Raw genomic sequence first — 16,119 nt, forward strand, 5'->3', positions numbered from 1 at the left:
AATTATTGTTTAACTAAAAAAAGAGGTTATGAATCCAGCAAAAAGGAATGGGAACAGATTCCCGGTAATTTCCCCGTTGTTCGACGATTTTTTTGGCCGCGAACTTTTTAACTGGGGAAACAACAATTTTTCATCGACACGCACCACGATGCCTTCGGTAAACATTCGTGAAACCGGCGATAACTACGAAGTAGAAGTTGCGGCACCGGGTATGGAAAAAAAGGACTTCAAGATTACGCTTGACGGTAATTTATTAACGATTTCTTCCTTCAAACAGCAAAGCAACGAGGAAAATAACGACCGTTATACGCGCAGAGAGTTCAGCTATCAATCCTTCCAGCGAAGTTTCGAGCTTCCGAAAGATGTGGTTGACCAGGAGAATATCAATGCCCGATACGAAAACGGATTGTTGTACTTAACTATTCCCAAGAAAGAAGAAGTGCGTCGGAAAGAGCCCAAATTAATAGAAATTTCATAAAATAAGCACACTTCTGTTTTTTAATGGCTGTCTTCAAGGCAGCCATTTTTTATTGATGGTCAACAAGATGCGCTATTCAAAGAATTCTTAAAAGAAAAATTCGAAGAGGAAAAGAAAGCTAGAGAAAAGAAAATTCAGGGCAAAAAAAGAGGGGTAAGCTACTCTTATCGCACCGCTACAACCTCTTACCTTTGCTACGTTCCCGTCCTGGAGGAATTAGAGGGAGCTGGTCGTAAAAGACTTACCCCGCCGCAAAATTAGTTATTTATTGGAGATTCGGTATAGAAAAACTGTTTTTTTCTAAAGATTGGATGAAAAAGGGACTTAAACTTTTCTGTTTCAGGGAAAAAGGTGTAAACTGTTTTAAAAGGTTCCAATAGTTCCAGGAGTTTAAAGGGTTCAAGAGGTTCAAAAATGAACTTTAGAAATCATTTCCTGTAAATCCTTCCAACATGTGACATTTGAACATTTGAACAATTCATAGAACCTTCACGTAAACAAACTTCAAATACTTTCCTTCCGGTTTCTTTTCAGCGCGAAATCCATTCCGGCTCAATACTGCAATCGCTTTTTCATTGTCGGGCTTTGTAAACGCTGTAACACCTTTCAGTTTCATTTCGTTTAGGCCAAATTCCGTAGCCAGAACAAGTGCAGGCGACATGAATCCCAGACCGCGGAATGCTGCTTTCAAGATAAATCCTATTTCACCGATACCGTTCCCGAAACCGCGATAATACCCCACAAAGCCCATCAATTCATGAGTCTCCGGGTTTTCAATGACCCAATTCACAGAGTTGCCATCGAGGTAGTTTTGATGGATCTGGTTCACAATGTGAGTTCCCCCTGTCAGCGTTTCAGCAGGTTTTCCATCGTAGGTCAGAATCTCCAGCAGGTTGGGAATGTCTTCCGGCCGGACTTCTCTCAACCGTATTCTTTCGGAACTCAATTCGGGAAAGGATTTGTATGGAGGAAGATTCATGCTTTTTTAGCTTAAAATTAATCAAAAGGTCAACGGATGTATTATCAAAAGGTCAATGAGCGGAGTCGAAGTGCCCTTTTTAATCCACTATTTGAGTCAGACCAACTCGCGTCTTTTGGCATTTCTCCAGCTTAAGCGGTTCTTTTTCAAGAGGTAGAACTGTTTGATTTTCCCGTATTGATGTCCGTCTTTTTGTTTCATCCGGATCTTTTTCCCTTTGTTTTTTTCGATGAAATAACGGGTATTTTTGATATAACACAATTCAAAGCCATCCTCGTAGATGGTTCCGTACCAACTGTTTCCGCCCCTTCTTTCCAGGGGAATAAACAAGTCGAAATCGCGGTGATAATAACCCACTTTATCGATGTTCTTCTTTTTGACTTTCAATTCAATTTCTACTTTCGGTGAAGCAACCAGGTAATCTGATTCATAGATCGTTGCATAGTTAGGAGAAAGAGAATCGCGATTGATGTATAACCTGCGGATTTTTTGCGCGGGCTGCAGGAAAAGATGCCAATCCCGGCCCACGGCATAATAACTGATCACCTGGTGAACATCTGAAGGAAAGTCAAGCGTATCATTCGCTAATTTCAAAACGGGCCTTTCGGGCAGGAAAGTGAAAAATGATTTCCCGGTGGTTGAAGCTTCCGGCAGGATCAACCCGATCTTTCTTTTCCGGACATCCAGGTTTATTCTTCCGGACCGTGAACAGAAACGCACGGTTTCCCGGATGGAATCACGTTCCCATGAGTCGTTCAGGAGGCGCCAAACATCATTTCCCGGCTGTTCAACCAATTCAAATAATTCTACCCGACGATTCCATTTTGAAGCGGGCATCTGCATACAGGTCCTCATGTTCCTGCGCTCTTCCGGCGAAAGGGAAGAACAGGTATCGATATCAAACAGCGCCATGCCATAAGTTTCCAGGGGTTCTTCCCGGTCTGTAAACAAGTCGATGCCATTTGCTTTTGCGTCCGCTTCATTTTGCAGGTACCGGATCTTCGGTTTGAGCGCACAAATCCCGCAATCGCCGAATGTGGCCAGGTCTCTTTTGACAATTACACCGGAAGAGGATTTGAAAACTACGTCGTTTCCTTCCATCGGAGTCAGGTAAATATCCACGCGACGCTGAAAACCGGCATGTTTACTTTGTTGGCTGGAATTGAAATCTTCTCCTTCGTTGAACGTCCGGATTTCTTTCGGAACGACCTGTGTTGATTTCAAATGATTCAAAACCGATTCAATCCGGCTCTGGGATAGCTTCCGATTGTAATCTGCCGTGTTCGATGTATCGGTATAGCCGTAAACTTCCAGGATAAACTCCGATCCGTTCATGGATTTCACCAGGCTGTCGATGGTGATGATTCCAGCGGGTTTTAATTCGGATCTGTTCAGGTCGAAAAATACGCTGCTTGCTTTGCAAAAATCCTGGGCTTGCAGGTAGGAAAGGCTTAAAGACAGCAAGAGAAAAGAAAATAGGTACTTCATGGAAGAAGATGTCTGAGAAGACGGAAGGTAAACAGTTCAGAGTTCAAAGAGTTCAAGGGTTCAAAGGGTTTAATCGTTCAATTTGAACTTTTGAACTTTTGAACTTTTGAACTTTTGAACAATCATTCTACTTTCAAAAGCGTTTCATCCAATTCCTCCAAGCCATGTTGTGCCACCAGCAATTTCAATTGTCCGATGTATTGTGCACTTTCATGCAACGATTTGAACAGGAGAGGAGTGAGCCATTCGATATTATCCTGGAGTCCCTGGTTGTACTGCAGAAAGACATTCATCCATTGCTTGTAATTGTCGCGTTCGAGCGATTCCCAGTGCATTTCCGGTAATACGTCGTTCAGATCGGACTCTGCTTCCTGGTCGAGAATACTGCAAACGGCAATGTGCTGCGAATTGATCAGCAGGGAAACCGCCACTTTAATATCCCAGGGAATATTGCGATCATCTCTCGTTAAATGAGCGATCCAGCTCAAATTCAATTGATGGATGTAAGAAAATCGTTGCTGGAAAAAATCGAGCATTCAGAGTTGTTTCAGGGAAGAAATGGTTGCTTTCGGATCCGGGCTGTTGAAAACAAAACTTCCGGCTACTAAGGCCTGGGCTCCGGCATCTACCAATAATTTTCCGGTTTCGGTATTCACACCTCCGTCGACCTCTATGATTGCTTTAGAACCTGTTTTAGCGATTAGTTCCTTAGTTTGTTTCACTTTTTCAATCGCCTGGTGGATGAATTTCTGTCCACCGAATCCCGGATTTACCGACATGATCAAGACCAAATCCAGATCCGCAATCACATTTTCCAGAACGGAAACAGGTGTATGCGGATTCAAAGCAACTCCGGCTTTCATTCCTGCTTCGTGAATGGCTGAAATGGTGCGATGCAAGTGGGTACAAGCTTCGTAATGAACCGTCAGGATATCTACTCCGGCTTTCGCAAAATCCGAAATATACTGATCCGGGTTTACGATCATAATATGACAGTCGATTGTTTTCTTCGCTACCTTTTTCAATGCTGAAATAATCGGGAAACCAAAGGAAATGTTCGGAACGAAGACCCCGTCCATCACATCCACATGGAACCAATCGGCTTCACTTTGATTAATTAATTCGAAATCGCGTTCCAAATTCCCGAAGTCGCAGGATAGAATAGAAGGAGCAATAATCACTGACATATCTTTAATTTTTTTTGCAAAAGTACTTTTTAAATTATGAATTAAGTAATTATCAATTATTAAGTGAAAAGCCTGTTGATAATTACCGCATTCATAATTGATAATTTTAATTCACCTTCGGATAGATTTTCATCATTTTCAAATACTTCTCATCGCGGTCGTAAACATCCGGGAAGAAAAGCAGGTTTCCTTTTTCATTGACCACCACGGTGATGTAATCAACCTGGATCGGGATGGGTTTTCTCAACGGAATGGAAAAATGCTCGGCCCTTGCAATCAATGTATCCAGGGAATCACGGGTCATTTTCTGTTTATCGTCACGAGTCAGGATAAAACGCGCCAGTGAATCCGGCATGTCACAACGCATACAGCCGTGAGAATACGCGCGAATGTCTTTGTTGAAAAATCCTTTGGACGGCGTATCGTGAATGTAGACTCCGTATTTGTTATTGAATTCGAATTTCACCAAACCAAGCGCATTGTCGTTTCCGGGCTCCTGTCTGACTCTGAACGGGAAATTCTTTTCCTTGTAGCGTTTCCAGTTAATGGTAGTCGGGTCTACTTCCGTATCACCACGATAAACTTTGTAGTGATTCTTTGCCGCGTAATTGGAATTTCGCTGGATAGCCGGCAGGAATTCCTTGCTGGCAATGGATTGCGGCTGTGTCCAGTACGGCAAGGAAACGATCGCTCTCAATTTGGAGCTTAGCTGCGGCGTTTGGTTTTCCGGTTTTCCAACTACCACCCGGTGTTCTGAAAGCAAACTGTCGTTATAGAACAGGCGTAGTTTGTATTCCGGGATATTCACCCAAAGATATCTTTCCACCGGGAAAGGCGCGCGCCATCTCCAGCGTTCCATCGACAAAATAGCCCGGTGACATTTGTAACGCTCCGATTCATCCAGGGCTTTTCGTGTGTAAATCCCGATGACACCATCTGCCTTCAACCCATTATCTGCCTGCAAACGGCTCATGGCATCCCAGAACGATTCGTCATCGGTCTTTTTGGGGTCCAGGTATCCTTTATCGATCAGGGATTCTTCCGCCAATTCCAAACAACGAATGGAATCCTCCACCAAAGCAGGAACTTCAAAATGAATGGTCGACAATTGTTTTTTATACGCGTAACGGAACAATCCTTTTGCCAAAGCACGGTATTCCGGTCGTGCAGGCCCCATTTTAGCAAGCCAGTTTCCCCAATCCTGCACAGTGTCCATTTGTTGAATGGATCTGTTGAGTGATTTCAAATCAATCGATACGATTGGGCGGTAAGCACTGACTGCCGTATCCAAAAAACCCACTTTCAGGTCTTGCTGCAACTGCGCCAAACGTGCTGTCAGAACAAATTCCTGGATAATGGATGTAGTTGACAAGGAATCTTCCTTAAACTTAAAAGGCCTGTTGTCCGGCAATCCCAAAGCACATGGAAAATCAAGCAATTCTTTCCATTTCGTTCCTTTTTCCAGCAACATGGAGTCGTTTGCCCAAACCGGTCTGAAATCACGTGATTTATAAAAAGCGTAAACCGAATCTCTGATTCCTTCCGGAAGTTTCAACTTTGTTAATAAATCGGATTCGATAGCCAATGCAATCCGTTTTTTCAACGAAACTTTCTGGTCAAAAACAGGATCCGTTTGATCGATGTCTGAAGAACACCGGATTAGGGTGAAAGTGGCTGCAAATACAAGAAATAGTGCGAAAAGTCTGCTAATTTTCATGCGTGTATCAAAAAATAATAAGCAATTTTACTGCAAGATACTTATTCCCCCGAACATGGAGTCTCAATTTTATTCAACATACATTATTCTTGGTATCACGGTCATCGTTTCGTTAATCGGATTTAATAATCCCAATTTCCTGGATAAATTCCTCTTCCAGCCTTACAAAGTGCGAGAGGAAAAACAATACTACCGGTTTGTGACCAGCGTATTCCTTCACGGAGATATGCAGCACCTGATTTTCAACTGCCTGACCTTTTTCATCTTCGGGAAATACCTGGAACAGGAACTCCTGATCATTTACCGCGACCCGATAATGGTACAGGTAGTTTACTGGACACTGATTTTTGGTTCGATGATTACTTCCAGCATTTTCTCGTATTACCAGCACCGGTTCAATTATTCCTACCGTTCACTGGGATTGTCGGGAGTTGCCTGTGCGGTACTTTTCGCCATGTTTACACTGAAACCGGATATGGAACTCCGCAATTTGTTCCTTCCGATTCCGATCAAAGCATGGATTTACGGGATTCTTTACCTGGCATTCGAAATTTATTCCAATCGCAACCGGAGAACAAATATTGCACACGATGCACATATATCCGGTGCAGTTTTCGGGATTATTTTCATTTTAATTACTAATATTGAACAAGTGATTAAGGCATTTCAAAACCTACTTTAAATGAGCGATCAGGAATTATTCGTAAACAATAACGGTAAAATCATCAGTAACACAGGACATTCCATCACTGCGGGAAACCGTGGTTACACTTACGGAGACGGTCTTTTTGAAAGTATCCGGGTGATGAACGGCAAAGTATTGAACCTTTCCCATCATTTTTCCAGGTTGGCGGAAGGAGCAAAAGTCCTAAAAATGCGTTTGCCGGCTTTTTATACCACCGAATTTTTCCAGCAACAAATCGATGAACTGATCCAGCTGTCCAAAATTACGGAAGGTGCGCGCGTAAGGCTTTCAATTGACCGTTTAGGTGGAGGAACTTATCTTCCTGACACCAATGAAGTTAGCTATTTCATCGAAATCTATCCGATCGAGCACAATTTATTCGGGTTGAACGCCAAAGGACTGGAAGTAGACCTTTACCAGGACATCAAGAAAAACAAGAACATTCTTTCGAATTACAAAACAAAGAATGGCATTCTATACGTACTGGCCGCTATTTCTGCAAAGGAAAAAGGGCTGGACGATATGCTGATTACCAATGAGAACGGCCAGATCCTGGAAAGTTCGCACAGTAATATTTTCGTTGTCAGCAACGGCGTTTTATATACACCAAGTCTTTCAGACGGTTGTTTGGCCGGAACAATGCGCATGCAGGTGATTAACCTCGCATTGAAAAACGGTTTAAAAGTGTACGAATGCCCAATCCTGCCTTCCAATTTGCTGGTGGCGGATGAAGTATTCCTGACGAATGCCGTTCGCGGAATTACCTGGGTCGGCGGATACCGTACGAAACGTTATTTCAATACTACCGCCCGCAAAATCGTTGCTTTCCTGAACGAAGAATGGGACGTTTGATCCCGGCTTATTTTAACTGGAGCGGCGGTAAAGACAGCACATTGGCACTTTACAAAATTCTTCAGTCGGGGCAATTCGACATCCGGTATTTACTAACGACGTTAAACGCTGAAGCAGATCGTATTTCGATGCATGGCGTTCGCAGTGAATTGCTGGAAGCGCAGGCAGAATCACTGGGTATTCCAGCGAAAAAAGTTCATTTACCGGCCAGTCCGGATATGCAGGCTTACGAAGCTGCTATGAACACGGCAATCGGCGAATTGAAATCAGAAGGAATAGCTGACTGCATTTTCGGAGATATTTTCCTGGAAGACCTGAGAAATTACCGCGAGGAAAAACTGCGTGAAGTTTCCATTTCCGCTCATTTTCCGCTGTGGAAACAAGATACTACTGCGCTTGTGCGTGAGTTTATTGACCTGGGATTCAAAACCATCGTAGTTTGCGTGGATTCTTCCAAACTGGACGAATCATTTGCGGGAAGAACCATCGACCATCAATTCCTTGCGGATTTACCCGATCATGTAGATCCATGCGGCGAAAACGGTGAATTCCATACGTTTGTTTTCGACGGACCGATTTTTCAGAAGCCTGTTTCTTTTGAAAGCGGGGAGAAGGTATTGAAAACGTATACCGCTCAAAACAAAGAAGGCGAAACCACAGATTACGGATTTTGCTTCCAGGAACTTATCCCGGTTTAGGGTCTATTTCAAATTTAAAACAATTGTTTTCCCTGCTTATCAATGAAGAGCCAGTAGCCATTTTTTTTCACCAAAGCGGCTCCATCACTGAAACCGTATAAATTCTCATAGACTTCCGGAAACAGTTGTTTTCCTTTTAAATCTAAAAACTGTCCTTTCCCGCCAGCGATAACACCAAGAATTCCTTCACCGACCTGAATTTCATCGTAAATTGCCGGAATGATCAGTTCGCCTTTCTGATTGATGCAACCCCATTTACCTGCAATCCGAACCCGTGCCAGGCCATTGTAAAAACTATAGACATTCGGGTACTTCGGTTCAATAACCATCTTGCCTTTCTTATCAAGAAATCCAAAATTATCACCAACGATTACCGCTGCCAATCCTTCTTTAAAATTCGGATAGCCGTCATATACCAAGGGAACAACTTCTTGTCCCTTTGTATTGATGAACCCATACTTTCTGTTCAATTCAACCAAAGCCAGTCCTTCGCTGAAATAAAATATCTGGTCATATTTTGGCTGAAGGACTATATTTCCCTGCTTATCTATAAATCCTGTTTTTCCTTCAACCCTGATAGCTGCAAGTCCTTCATTAAAGGAGCCGATATGTTCACAGTTATGTAGAACAGGTTTTCGGTTATTCATTTTATCGACGATAAACCATTGGCCATTATCTTGAACGGTTGTTGTTTCCTCTAAAAACTCGTTGACCTGATCACATGTCACCGGAATAATCTCGTATCCTCTTTCATCAATAAAGCCCCATTTCCGGTTCAACTTCACCAATGCTCTTCCGTTTTGGAAATCACCTGCAAAATCATATCTGAATGAGGTAATTGCTCTGCCGGAAGAATCAATAAAAGCGATTTTTTCGCCATTTTTCACCTGTGCAAATCCATGGATAAAATCATGTGCATAATCGTATTGACAGGGGATGATATTGTTTCCTTTTTTGTCAATGACCCCGTACTTTTTATTGATCACCACCAATGCCCGTCCCTCCTTAAAGGAATACACATATTGATAGGACGCTAGTGGCCGCAGACTGTCGTATTCCGGAGCACACTCTATTTCATTGTTTTTGTTTGAAGCACCGTAAACAACGCTTTGAAACAGCACTAATAAAAAAAGCAGAAAGCCGGTTTTTCGGTATGAAAGCGTATACATCAGTTCGTTTAAAGTTTAGGGTTCTTTTTGCAAAACAAACAAAAAATAACGAACCATTACGTACAAACTTTATTCCGGTTTAGGCTTCTGTCTTGTACCGGTTCCTGTTTCCGGTTTGTCCGGTTTCGGATTTTTGATCTGTTCTTTCACAATTTTATTGGTGACTTCTTTCTTTTTCGTCCAGAATACCTTTTTCGGCAATTCATCACCCAACAAGAAGCCATAAGGCTCCAGGTTCGGAATGGCATCAAAAACAACTTTTATAATCGCGGTAATCGGAATAGCCAGGAACATCCCGGGAACTCCGGCAAGAGAGCCACCCACGATCACACACAAAATAGAAGCCAAAGCGTTGATTCGCACTTTTGAACCCACAATGCGCGGCAGAAGAATATTGTTGTCGATCAACTGCACCACACCGATTACGGCTATTACTCCTAAAACAGATTGCTGGATATCCGGGTTATTGGAAAGCGAGATCAAACAACTTAGTGCGTTGGCTACCAGGATACCCACATACGGGATAAGGTTCAGTAAAGCAACCAATAATCCCAAGAACAAAGCGTATTTCACCCCGATGATCCAAAGTCCCAGCGTTGTCAATGCGGCCACAATAGCAATTTCCAGCAACAATCCCAGGATATACATGCGGATAATGACTTTGATATCATTCACTACAATCTGCATTCTTTCCGCACTTTTAGCGGGAACCAGTTTCATGAGGAATGCCAGCAATAATTCGCGGTAGAATAAAAACAGGAATAAATAGAGTGGTACCAGAATAAAATTCACCAGCGCACCCGTAATTGTTCCGAAACTCTCCAGGGAAAACATGCTCCGGTTTTTCATGAGGTTTTCTTTGACAATCTTTTCCTGTTTGACGTTTGAAACATCGAATGTTTTAGCAATCCAATCACCAATATCGTGAATGACTTTCATCATATTCTTTTCCAAAGTGGGAAGATCACTGAAGAAATCCTTCAGCTGAAGGCCCAGCAGGAATATGATCCCGGCAAAAACAACAATGGCTATCGCGACAGTAAGAATCACCGAAAGTATTTTTGGAAAGTGCCATTTCTTTTGCAGGAAAGCGTCTATGGGCCGGATGAGCACTCCGAAAATAAAAGCTAAAATAACCGGGAATAAAATATCGCTTCCCAGGAAGATAATGGCGGCTATCACTACCAACAGCAGAATAGTGAAGATGCGTTTTTGGTAATTTACCTGCGTATTTTCCATAAAATGATCTTTACTTAAATATAGGCATATTCGGTTAGGGTGTACGATTAAAACCGGCGATAATCGATAACTTTATGATTCGTTATCATTTCAACTATGAAAAACCTGATTTTTATTTTGCTTTTAACACTGATTATTCATCGGGCGGGAGCACAAACCGATCCGTCTGATAAGATTGCCGCTATTTACTGTGAATGCAGCGAGGGAAAAGACCTGGACCCCGGAATCAAACTTCTCAAAAAATATGGAAAGGACATGCCTATTAAGGAGTTCGATGTTTTATCCGTTATGTATTATGATATCCAAGAGTGTGCAAGAAGAAAAATGGAGAAGCTGGGTCCTGAAATCGAACCATCTAACGAGAAAAAAATTTCCAGGCGTCTGAAAGCAACTTGTCCTAAAACGCGTGAATTTATGGAAGGTCTCAGACCAATCGCACGTGCCCGGGATTAGCCAATAGACTACGTGCTTATTTCAAGCGCAAGTGCATGGATATCTCGTCGTGGTAACGGCCGTTCTGCTTGAAAAAATCCGGAATTCTTCCATGCTCTTTGAAGCCCATTTTCCGGTACAGCGCCAATCCGGCTTCGTTTTCAGCATAAACCTGTAAAAACAGGATTTCCAATTCGGGATTGTTCCGTCCCCAATCGATTGCAGCGCCCAAGATGGCTGTTCCCAAACCGCAGGATTGCCATTCTTTGTGCATACCCATTCCGAAAACGGCCGTGTGACGCAGGATTTTTCGCTGATTGCCGTCCAGATTGATATTCGCCACCAGTTTTCCTTCATATTCCGCTACCAGGAACAAGCAATTGGAGCGCTCCACGTAGTTGGACAGAATCTGTTCTTCTTCCGCCATCGTTGGGTTGAACTCTCCTTCACTTAATGGAACGAACTCCGAGTCGTAGACAAATCCGTGCACAAATTCGATTACCCGCGGAGCATCGGCAACTTCAACATGGCGCAGCAGGACTTCCCGTCCGTCTTTCAATACAACTATGCGTGGTGAGAACTTCATGTTTTAAAATTACGAATTCCTGCTTACGAATTGCGAATCAGGACCCGGATGTAGAAGGATATGCATTTTTAATCAGGTATTCTCCCAGGAAGTAAGCACCGAAAGCTGTTGAAACGTGCCACAGCCAATGCGTTCCCCAGGGCATGAATGTTATTTCTATTTTTTCATCCAGGAAACGGAAGAGCAGGGCCAGAATGAAGAAACCGATTGCAGTGAACAAACGTCCGGAATTGCGGAATTTTGTTTTGCGCAGGAATAAGTAACAAGGCAGTAAAAGCATCCATCCACGGAAGAAATAACCGGCAGAAATGCGGTCCTGGCCTTCCAGTAACAACATGGACAGGAATGTGAGACCGAAGAATATGAGCAGTATCCAAAGCAACTGAATCTTTTTGGGAAGCACTTTCAGCCACATCCAGATGCTGATGCCCAACACCAAAACGATGATCGGAACGGCATCCATTAACAGCAACCACTTGGAAGCACGAAAAGCATGAAAAAACGTACTTCCTAGTCCGCCGATAACCAGCAAGGGACAGCAAAACCAGACAATGAATGCATATTGCGCATGTTTTCCGCGAAGCTGCCACAAAAAAATGAGCACCGGAACCAAAAAGGTCAGGGAAGACCAGGCGTTCCAGGGTTCAACGATAAACAACGACAGATCAACCGTTTCCCGGTAAACCGGGCCGTTATCCGGCACAGAAGTAATCGCTGCTAAAAAGGAATCAAACAAAATCAGAAGCTGACAATCAGCTTGGTAGATTCACAAGGTGTTTTTTGGCTCATCATGAAAGTACCCGAAAAAATCAGGCTGTCTGATTCGTCCAAAATACGGTAGGAATGCGTTTTGTTCTCTTTTTTGAACATTTGGTCCGTGTAAACGAAGTTTCCGCTTCCACAACCCGGATCGGCAGTATAGTGATCGTATGCATCGATGGTAGCAATTTCAACTTCATCCACGTACAATGTCAGTTCGTTGACACCATAAGCTAATAAATCATCGGCAGTTTCAGTATTGTACCAAAAGGAGTGCGTACCTGTGAATTTTTCCTTGGTACAACCAAGAACAGATACGACAAGGATGGATAGGAAAATTCCTTTTTTCATGTTTTAGAAGTTTTGTACAAATTAAACAAAAAGTTCTCAAAATGAATCAATTTTGTCCTTCGAATGAAAGATCCCTGGCCTGAATCGAATAAACCAAGTCATTCTGCGACTGATCATTCGTGACGTTTTCGGCTTAAAATCTTACATTAGCATTCCTAAAGAACCGAAACATGTGTCTAAACTTCCGATCAGTACTACTTTTTTGTAGAATTGCTGTTTCCAGTATGTGCTAACCGTTTGCTGATTGCGCCTATCATGAAAAGCCGTTCGAAGATATTGACCTTTATTTGTTTTGGAATCATCCTCATTTCCTTATTCCTGCCATTTTTTGAAGGCCTGGGAAGAAACGGAATTATTCCAACCGGATCGTTCTCCACGCTAAAGGTTTACGATTCGCCCGAATTTGGCCTTCGAATAACTGTTTTCAATGGTTTCGGATCTTTGTTTGCGCTTACAAATACATTTATAGCCATTATTCTGGTACTATCCCGGCTCTTCTTTCCAAAATCACTTCCGACCGCTGTTATTACGGCTTTGATATTCGCTGCTTCCGTGATTTTGCTCATGCGGAGTAACTCGGAAGAACAGGGAGTTGTGCTCACCGATGAAATGCTGATCGGTTTTTACCTGATGCTGATTTCACAGGTCATTCTCATTGCCCAATCCTTTACAACTGCCATTACCGAAGCACCGAAAGACCGGAGAGCCGATTCCGACATCCTGGATTTTTGAGGAAGGTGAGGATTAAGAGCTCAATGACTTAAGGGTTTAAGGGATCAAAGAGTTCAAATAAAGTAGTGATCAGTCACGACTGATCACTACGTTCAAATGGTTTAAAGGTCCAAACGTTTAAACCGGGCAAATTGTTGTTCCGGTGCACGTTCCCTGCATGTACCGGTATCCGCAGCTTGCATGGTGTGCATCACCGATAGCTGATAAATCAAAGGTTACGATCTTTTCAGTGATCTCTGCCATGCGGACAGGCAATAAAAGTTCTGCTTCAATAGCTGTGTATGGTTTCGCTACTGCACTTGAATCGATGTACATGAGACTTCCTACCGGCTGGTAATCGTATGCTTTCATCTCATTGAGCTTGTTTACGAAGGAAACAGGTAAGTCCGGAATGGTCTCCAAAATATCAATAAACTCGCTGTCGGGCGGCAAAAGCGGTACAATGTCCAGATAATTTTCATAGCGTACATCATTCGGGAACGTAGCATTATATACATTCACAAATTCGGTATTTCCGCAATTCGGGCCTGCAAAGGTGATTGTCTGAGTAATATTCAAACCGTAAGCATTCTTAAAATACATGGCTGCTATCGGGGCAATTCCACCACCTTTACTATGTCCTGTGATATAAATCGGCAGTGTTCCTTCCGGATCGAGCGCCTTGATCGCATCAACAATTCCACCTCTCAGTAAACCTAAAGCAAACAAAAATCCTTCATGCACTTCACCCGGAAGTTCTATATTACTGGTAGTAGGTGCCATGAAGTCTTCCAGCCAATCAAAAAAGGAGTCCCAATTTAAAGCAGGAGGAAGGGTTCCCCGAAATGCGACAATAATACTGTTTGCTGTTTGTCCGACAAGAGCCGCTTCGATCTGCTCTGCGGTTACCACATAAGGATCTACGACGAAACCAATGGCATCGTACTGATTTTGAAAAGGAGAATCCGTTCCCAGCGGATTGTACTGTCCGCTAGGATCAGTGGGAGTGATGGCATACGTGGATGCTGCGGCGCACAGCAGTTGGCATGGTAGCGATAATGTACTCATAATCAATAGTGTTTAGTTTGAACTGTTTTTTGAGGTAAAAGTAGCATCAAAGCCGAACATGGAACCAGATAAAAATATCTGATTTTTAAGACCAGCTCAGATTCGCATCTCCCGGGTTCTGAAACTTATCTTCCTCTTAAAACTCCCATGACGGCCAGGAACATTTCGGGATCTTTAATAGCTATCCGATACGCTTTATCCCGATCGTGGAATACTTCAAATGCGGTGGAAACCACTTCTGTGCTTCCGTGCTCATAATACTTGACGTTATAGCCGAAATAACCACCCATTTCTCCGGAAGCCGGCAAGTCGGTATCATAGCGCATTTCATCGCTTGAAATAACATAAGGAATCGTGAACGGGAAAATACGTTTCAAATCTTTGCCCTGTGACCTGTTGCGCATCAATTGCTGCAATTTGATCCAGCGCGGAGCTTCCGAATTGTTTTCCAGGTGGTGCCCGAATTCATGCATAATAATCCCTTTCGTTGCAACATATTTCCCCAGGTGGATCACTCCGCTGTTCTGATGAGCGCGCGTAAACCATCCGTCAACCTGCACATGGGCAGGGCCGGCGTGATTTAAAACAGCCGGTGATACGATGTCCCTGATCTGGGTCCAGGCATCCCTTACTTTCGGACGAATCCAGGTATCATCTTCATCGAAATCATTTTCCTGAGCGTCTAAAATTCCATCGTTGAGTGTTCTGCCGTTCCACACATCTTCATCATCCATTTGTTCCGCAAGGGGAATGCGGTAAATGAAATTCATCAGTTTTGGCTTGAGGTAGTTTTCCAAAATCCGCGAGGCGATATCCAAACTTACATTCGGGCTGTTCATTGTTTCCCGGATTGCCACCGCCAGCCTGAAATAGATTTCTTCCTGGGAAGCAGACTGGAAAGCTTCACTCAGTACCCGGTTCGCAATACTCGTCCCGATATCCAGGTCTGTTTGATCCGGCCCCAGCAAACCGGCTTTCGGAGTTTCATACTGAACACCTTCATCGCCTTCAAAACCAAAATCGAAATTCTGATCCTGATGAACCAGGTTTTTCAGGTATTCTTCGGCTTTTGCCTGATTCAGGACTTTCTGGTAAAAATATTTGGCTACGTTGGCCGCATTACTGTTTCCCCTAAGCTTTTTCTTAATTACCGAATCAAAGTACCCCGCCTCTTCAGCTTCAATGCTTTTTCCCAGTACCTTAGATTCGTTCACCGCTTCCCGAACCAATGCGATAGCGCCGTTTACTGCATTATTCAGACCGTCATTAAACGCAGGAAGTTGCTGTATCCCGAAATCGTGATCGCGCGCCTGCCGGTATAATCTCAACGCTATTACATCCGGATCAACAGCCTCTTCTATATCACTCTTGGTTTCCCGTCCGTGATCGGTATCCTTGCCAGCACGGTCAACGAGCATTTCCGACAAGGGCTTGGGTTTTACAAATTGAACAGGAGCAGTCTGTGCCGAATCCTGCAGTTTTTTCAGCTGAAGTGTTTCAGAGCGATTATCTTCAAACGAAACTGCTCCGTCTTTCTTTTTTTTAGAACCAAAAGAACTTTCCTGAACAGGAGCGGCAGTGCGTGTTTTTCGTTGTTTCGAGTGCATAGTTTACAGGTTTGTCAGTCTAAATATAACCAAAAAAGCACATGAAAAACGTTCAACATGCTGAATAAAAAGGAATTAAATCTTTCGTTCAAAAGCGTTTAATTTTTGATCGT

The 16,119-nt window shown here is 43.2% G+C and carries 18 protein-coding genes and 1 other RNA gene; 6 read left to right on the forward strand and 13 right to left on the reverse strand.

Translation table 11 applies throughout. The annotated features are described in order from the left end of the window. Positions 1 to 28: 28 nt before the first annotated feature. Positions 29 to 478, forward strand: a complete 450-nt coding sequence (locus tag ABDW02_RS06585; protein ID WP_343633342.1) for an Hsp20/alpha crystallin family protein — start codon at positions 29 to 31, stop codon at positions 476 to 478. 148 nt (positions 479 to 626) lie between these two features. Here ABDW02_RS06585 and ffs read toward each other — a convergent pair. From ffs to ABDW02_RS06615, 6 genes are all read right to left on the reverse strand, one after another. Beyond that, positions 627 to 725: signal recognition particle sRNA small type (gene ffs / locus ABDW02_RS06590), an RNA gene on the reverse strand. A 231-nt stretch (positions 726 to 956) separates the two neighbouring features. After that, the gene (locus ABDW02_RS06595; RefSeq protein WP_343633344.1) at positions 957 to 1,457 is read right to left on the reverse strand and encodes a GNAT family N-acetyltransferase; all 501 of its coding nucleotides are present in this window, start codon (positions 1,455 to 1,457) and stop codon (positions 957 to 959) included. Positions 1,458 to 1,553: 96 nt separating this feature from the next. Beyond that, a complete protein-coding gene (locus ABDW02_RS06600; protein ID WP_343633345.1) occupies positions 1,554 to 2,945 on the reverse strand; it encodes an OmpA family protein in 1,392 nt (463 codons plus the stop codon). Positions 2,946 to 3,067: 122 nt separating this feature from the next. Then, positions 3,068 to 3,481, reverse strand: a complete 414-nt coding sequence (locus tag ABDW02_RS06605; protein ID WP_343633347.1) for a hypothetical protein — start codon at positions 3,479 to 3,481, stop codon at positions 3,068 to 3,070. Next, a complete protein-coding gene (gene rpe / locus ABDW02_RS06610; RefSeq protein ID WP_343633349.1) occupies positions 3,482 to 4,132 on the reverse strand; it encodes a ribulose-phosphate 3-epimerase in 651 nt (216 codons plus the stop codon). A gap of 106 nt (positions 4,133 to 4,238) precedes the next feature. Next, the gene (locus ABDW02_RS06615; protein ID WP_343633351.1) at positions 4,239 to 5,849 is read right to left on the reverse strand and encodes a L,D-transpeptidase family protein; all 1,611 of its coding nucleotides are present in this window, start codon (positions 5,847 to 5,849) and stop codon (positions 4,239 to 4,241) included. 55 nt (positions 5,850 to 5,904) lie between these two features. Between ABDW02_RS06615 and ABDW02_RS06620 the strand changes: the two genes are divergently transcribed. The 3 genes from ABDW02_RS06620 to ABDW02_RS06630 are packed head-to-tail and all read left to right on the forward strand — an operon-like array spanning position 5,905 to position 8,084. Then, on the forward strand, positions 5,905 to 6,531 hold the full coding sequence (locus ABDW02_RS06620; RefSeq protein ID WP_343633353.1) for a rhomboid family intramembrane serine protease: 627 nt from the start codon (positions 5,905 to 5,907) through the stop codon (positions 6,529 to 6,531). Further along, positions 6,532 to 7,386 (forward strand): aminotransferase class IV, encoded by an 855-nt coding sequence (locus ABDW02_RS06625; RefSeq protein WP_343633355.1) that lies wholly within the window; start codon positions 6,532 to 6,534, stop codon positions 7,384 to 7,386. Then, complete coding sequence (locus tag ABDW02_RS06630; protein ID WP_343633357.1) at positions 7,374 to 8,084, forward strand: diphthine--ammonia ligase; 711 nt, start codon at positions 7,374 to 7,376, stop codon at positions 8,082 to 8,084. Before ABDW02_RS06625 ends, ABDW02_RS06630 begins: the two co-directional genes overlap by 13 nt. 14 nt (positions 8,085 to 8,098) lie before the next feature. Here the strand turns inward: ABDW02_RS06630 and ABDW02_RS06635 are convergent, their stop codons facing one another. Both ABDW02_RS06635 and ABDW02_RS06640 read right to left on the reverse strand, forming a co-directional pair. Beyond that, entirely contained in the window at positions 8,099 to 9,253 is a 1,155-nt protein-coding gene (locus ABDW02_RS06635; protein ID WP_343633359.1) for a WG repeat-containing protein, read from the reverse strand. Positions 9,254 to 9,322: 69 nt separating this feature from the next. Beyond that, entirely contained in the window at positions 9,323 to 10,492 is a 1,170-nt protein-coding gene (locus tag ABDW02_RS06640; protein ID WP_343633361.1) for an AI-2E family transporter, read from the reverse strand. A 96-nt stretch (positions 10,493 to 10,588) separates the two neighbouring features. On the opposite strand from ABDW02_RS06640, the gene ABDW02_RS06645 reads away from it, so the two are divergent. Then, positions 10,589 to 10,945, forward strand: coding sequence for a hypothetical protein (locus ABDW02_RS06645; RefSeq protein ID WP_343633363.1), 357 nt, complete (start codon positions 10,589 to 10,591; stop codon positions 10,943 to 10,945). A gap of 16 nt (positions 10,946 to 10,961) precedes the next feature. Here ABDW02_RS06645 and ABDW02_RS06650 read toward each other — a convergent pair whose 3' ends face one another. From ABDW02_RS06650 to ABDW02_RS06660, 3 genes are read right to left on the reverse strand one after another with little or no spacing between them, the layout of a single operon-like run. Then, positions 10,962 to 11,510: a GNAT family protein gene (locus ABDW02_RS06650; protein WP_343633365.1), complete on the reverse strand. Its 549-nt coding sequence runs from the start codon at positions 11,508 to 11,510 to the stop codon at positions 10,962 to 10,964. 37 nt (positions 11,511 to 11,547) lie between these two features. Next, positions 11,548 to 12,246, reverse strand: coding sequence for a hypothetical protein (locus ABDW02_RS06655; protein ID WP_343633367.1), 699 nt, complete (start codon positions 12,244 to 12,246; stop codon positions 11,548 to 11,550). 2 nt (positions 12,247 to 12,248) lie between these two features. Continuing rightward, positions 12,249 to 12,620: a hypothetical protein gene (locus ABDW02_RS06660; protein ID WP_343633369.1), complete on the reverse strand. Its 372-nt coding sequence runs from the start codon at positions 12,618 to 12,620 to the stop codon at positions 12,249 to 12,251. Between the two features lie 255 nt (positions 12,621 to 12,875). On the opposite strand from ABDW02_RS06660, the gene ABDW02_RS06665 reads away from it, so the two are divergent. Next, on the forward strand, positions 12,876 to 13,352 hold the full coding sequence (locus tag ABDW02_RS06665; RefSeq protein WP_343633371.1) for a hypothetical protein: 477 nt from the start codon (positions 12,876 to 12,878) through the stop codon (positions 13,350 to 13,352). Between the two features lie 117 nt (positions 13,353 to 13,469). Here the strand turns inward: ABDW02_RS06665 and ABDW02_RS06670 are convergent, their stop codons facing one another. Both ABDW02_RS06670 and ABDW02_RS06675 read right to left on the reverse strand, forming a co-directional pair. Next, the gene (locus ABDW02_RS06670; RefSeq protein ID WP_343633373.1) at positions 13,470 to 14,399 is read right to left on the reverse strand and encodes a lipase family protein; all 930 of its coding nucleotides are present in this window, start codon (positions 14,397 to 14,399) and stop codon (positions 13,470 to 13,472) included. A 125-nt stretch (positions 14,400 to 14,524) separates the two neighbouring features. Beyond that, positions 14,525 to 16,006 carry a hypothetical protein gene (locus ABDW02_RS06675; protein ID WP_343633375.1) on the reverse strand — a complete coding sequence of 494 codons (1,482 nt, stop codon included), beginning with the start codon at positions 16,004 to 16,006 and terminating at the stop codon, positions 14,525 to 14,527. Positions 16,007 to 16,119 lie beyond the last annotated feature (113 nt).

Source organism: Fluviicola sp. (assembly GCF_039596395.1).
Lineage (GTDB): Bacteria > Bacteroidota > Bacteroidia > Flavobacteriales_D > Crocinitomicaceae > Fluviicola.

Bases quoted from the DNA above. Each gene is read 5' to 3' on its own strand.
- ABDW02_RS06670 (WP_343633373.1), bottom strand. From the start codon at position 14,399: ATGAGTACATTATCGCTACCATGCCAACTGCTGTGCGCCGCAGCATCC.
- rpe (WP_343633349.1), bottom strand. From the start codon at position 4,132: ATGTCAGTGATTATTGCTCCTTCTATTCTATCCTGCGACTTCGGGAAT.
- ABDW02_RS06630 (WP_343633357.1), top strand. From the start codon at position 7,374: ATGGGACGTTTGATCCCGGCTTATTTTAACTGGAGCGGCGGTAAAGAC.
- ABDW02_RS06650 (WP_343633365.1), bottom strand. From the start codon at position 11,510: ATGAAGTTCTCACCACGCATAGTTGTATTGAAAGACGGACGGGAAGTC.
- ABDW02_RS06675 (WP_343633375.1), bottom strand. From the start codon at position 16,006: ATGCACTCGAAACAACGAAAAACACGCACTGCCGCTCCTGTTCAGGAA.
- ABDW02_RS06625 (WP_343633355.1), top strand. From the start codon at position 6,532: ATGAGCGATCAGGAATTATTCGTAAACAATAACGGTAAAATCATCAGT.
- ABDW02_RS06615 (WP_343633351.1), bottom strand. From the start codon at position 5,849: ATGAAAATTAGCAGACTTTTCGCACTATTTCTTGTATTTGCAGCCACT.
- ABDW02_RS06640 (WP_343633361.1), bottom strand. From the start codon at position 10,492: ATGGAAAATACGCAGGTAAATTACCAAAAACGCATCTTCACTATTCTG.
- ABDW02_RS06645 (WP_343633363.1), top strand. From the start codon at position 10,589: ATGAAAAACCTGATTTTTATTTTGCTTTTAACACTGATTATTCATCGG.
- ABDW02_RS06595 (WP_343633344.1), bottom strand. From the start codon at position 1,457: ATGAATCTTCCTCCATACAAATCCTTTCCCGAATTGAGTTCCGAAAGA.
- ABDW02_RS06665 (WP_343633371.1), top strand. From the start codon at position 12,876: ATGAAAAGCCGTTCGAAGATATTGACCTTTATTTGTTTTGGAATCATC.
- ABDW02_RS06635 (WP_343633359.1), bottom strand. From the start codon at position 9,253: ATGTATACGCTTTCATACCGAAAAACCGGCTTTCTGCTTTTTTTATTA.
- ABDW02_RS06660 (WP_343633369.1), bottom strand. From the start codon at position 12,620: ATGAAAAAAGGAATTTTCCTATCCATCCTTGTCGTATCTGTTCTTGGT.
- ABDW02_RS06620 (WP_343633353.1), top strand. From the start codon at position 5,905: ATGGAGTCTCAATTTTATTCAACATACATTATTCTTGGTATCACGGTC.
- ABDW02_RS06600 (WP_343633345.1), bottom strand. From the start codon at position 2,945: ATGAAGTACCTATTTTCTTTTCTCTTGCTGTCTTTAAGCCTTTCCTAC.
- ABDW02_RS06585 (WP_343633342.1), top strand. From the start codon at position 29: ATGAATCCAGCAAAAAGGAATGGGAACAGATTCCCGGTAATTTCCCCG.
- ABDW02_RS06605 (WP_343633347.1), bottom strand. From the start codon at position 3,481: ATGCTCGATTTTTTCCAGCAACGATTTTCTTACATCCATCAATTGAAT.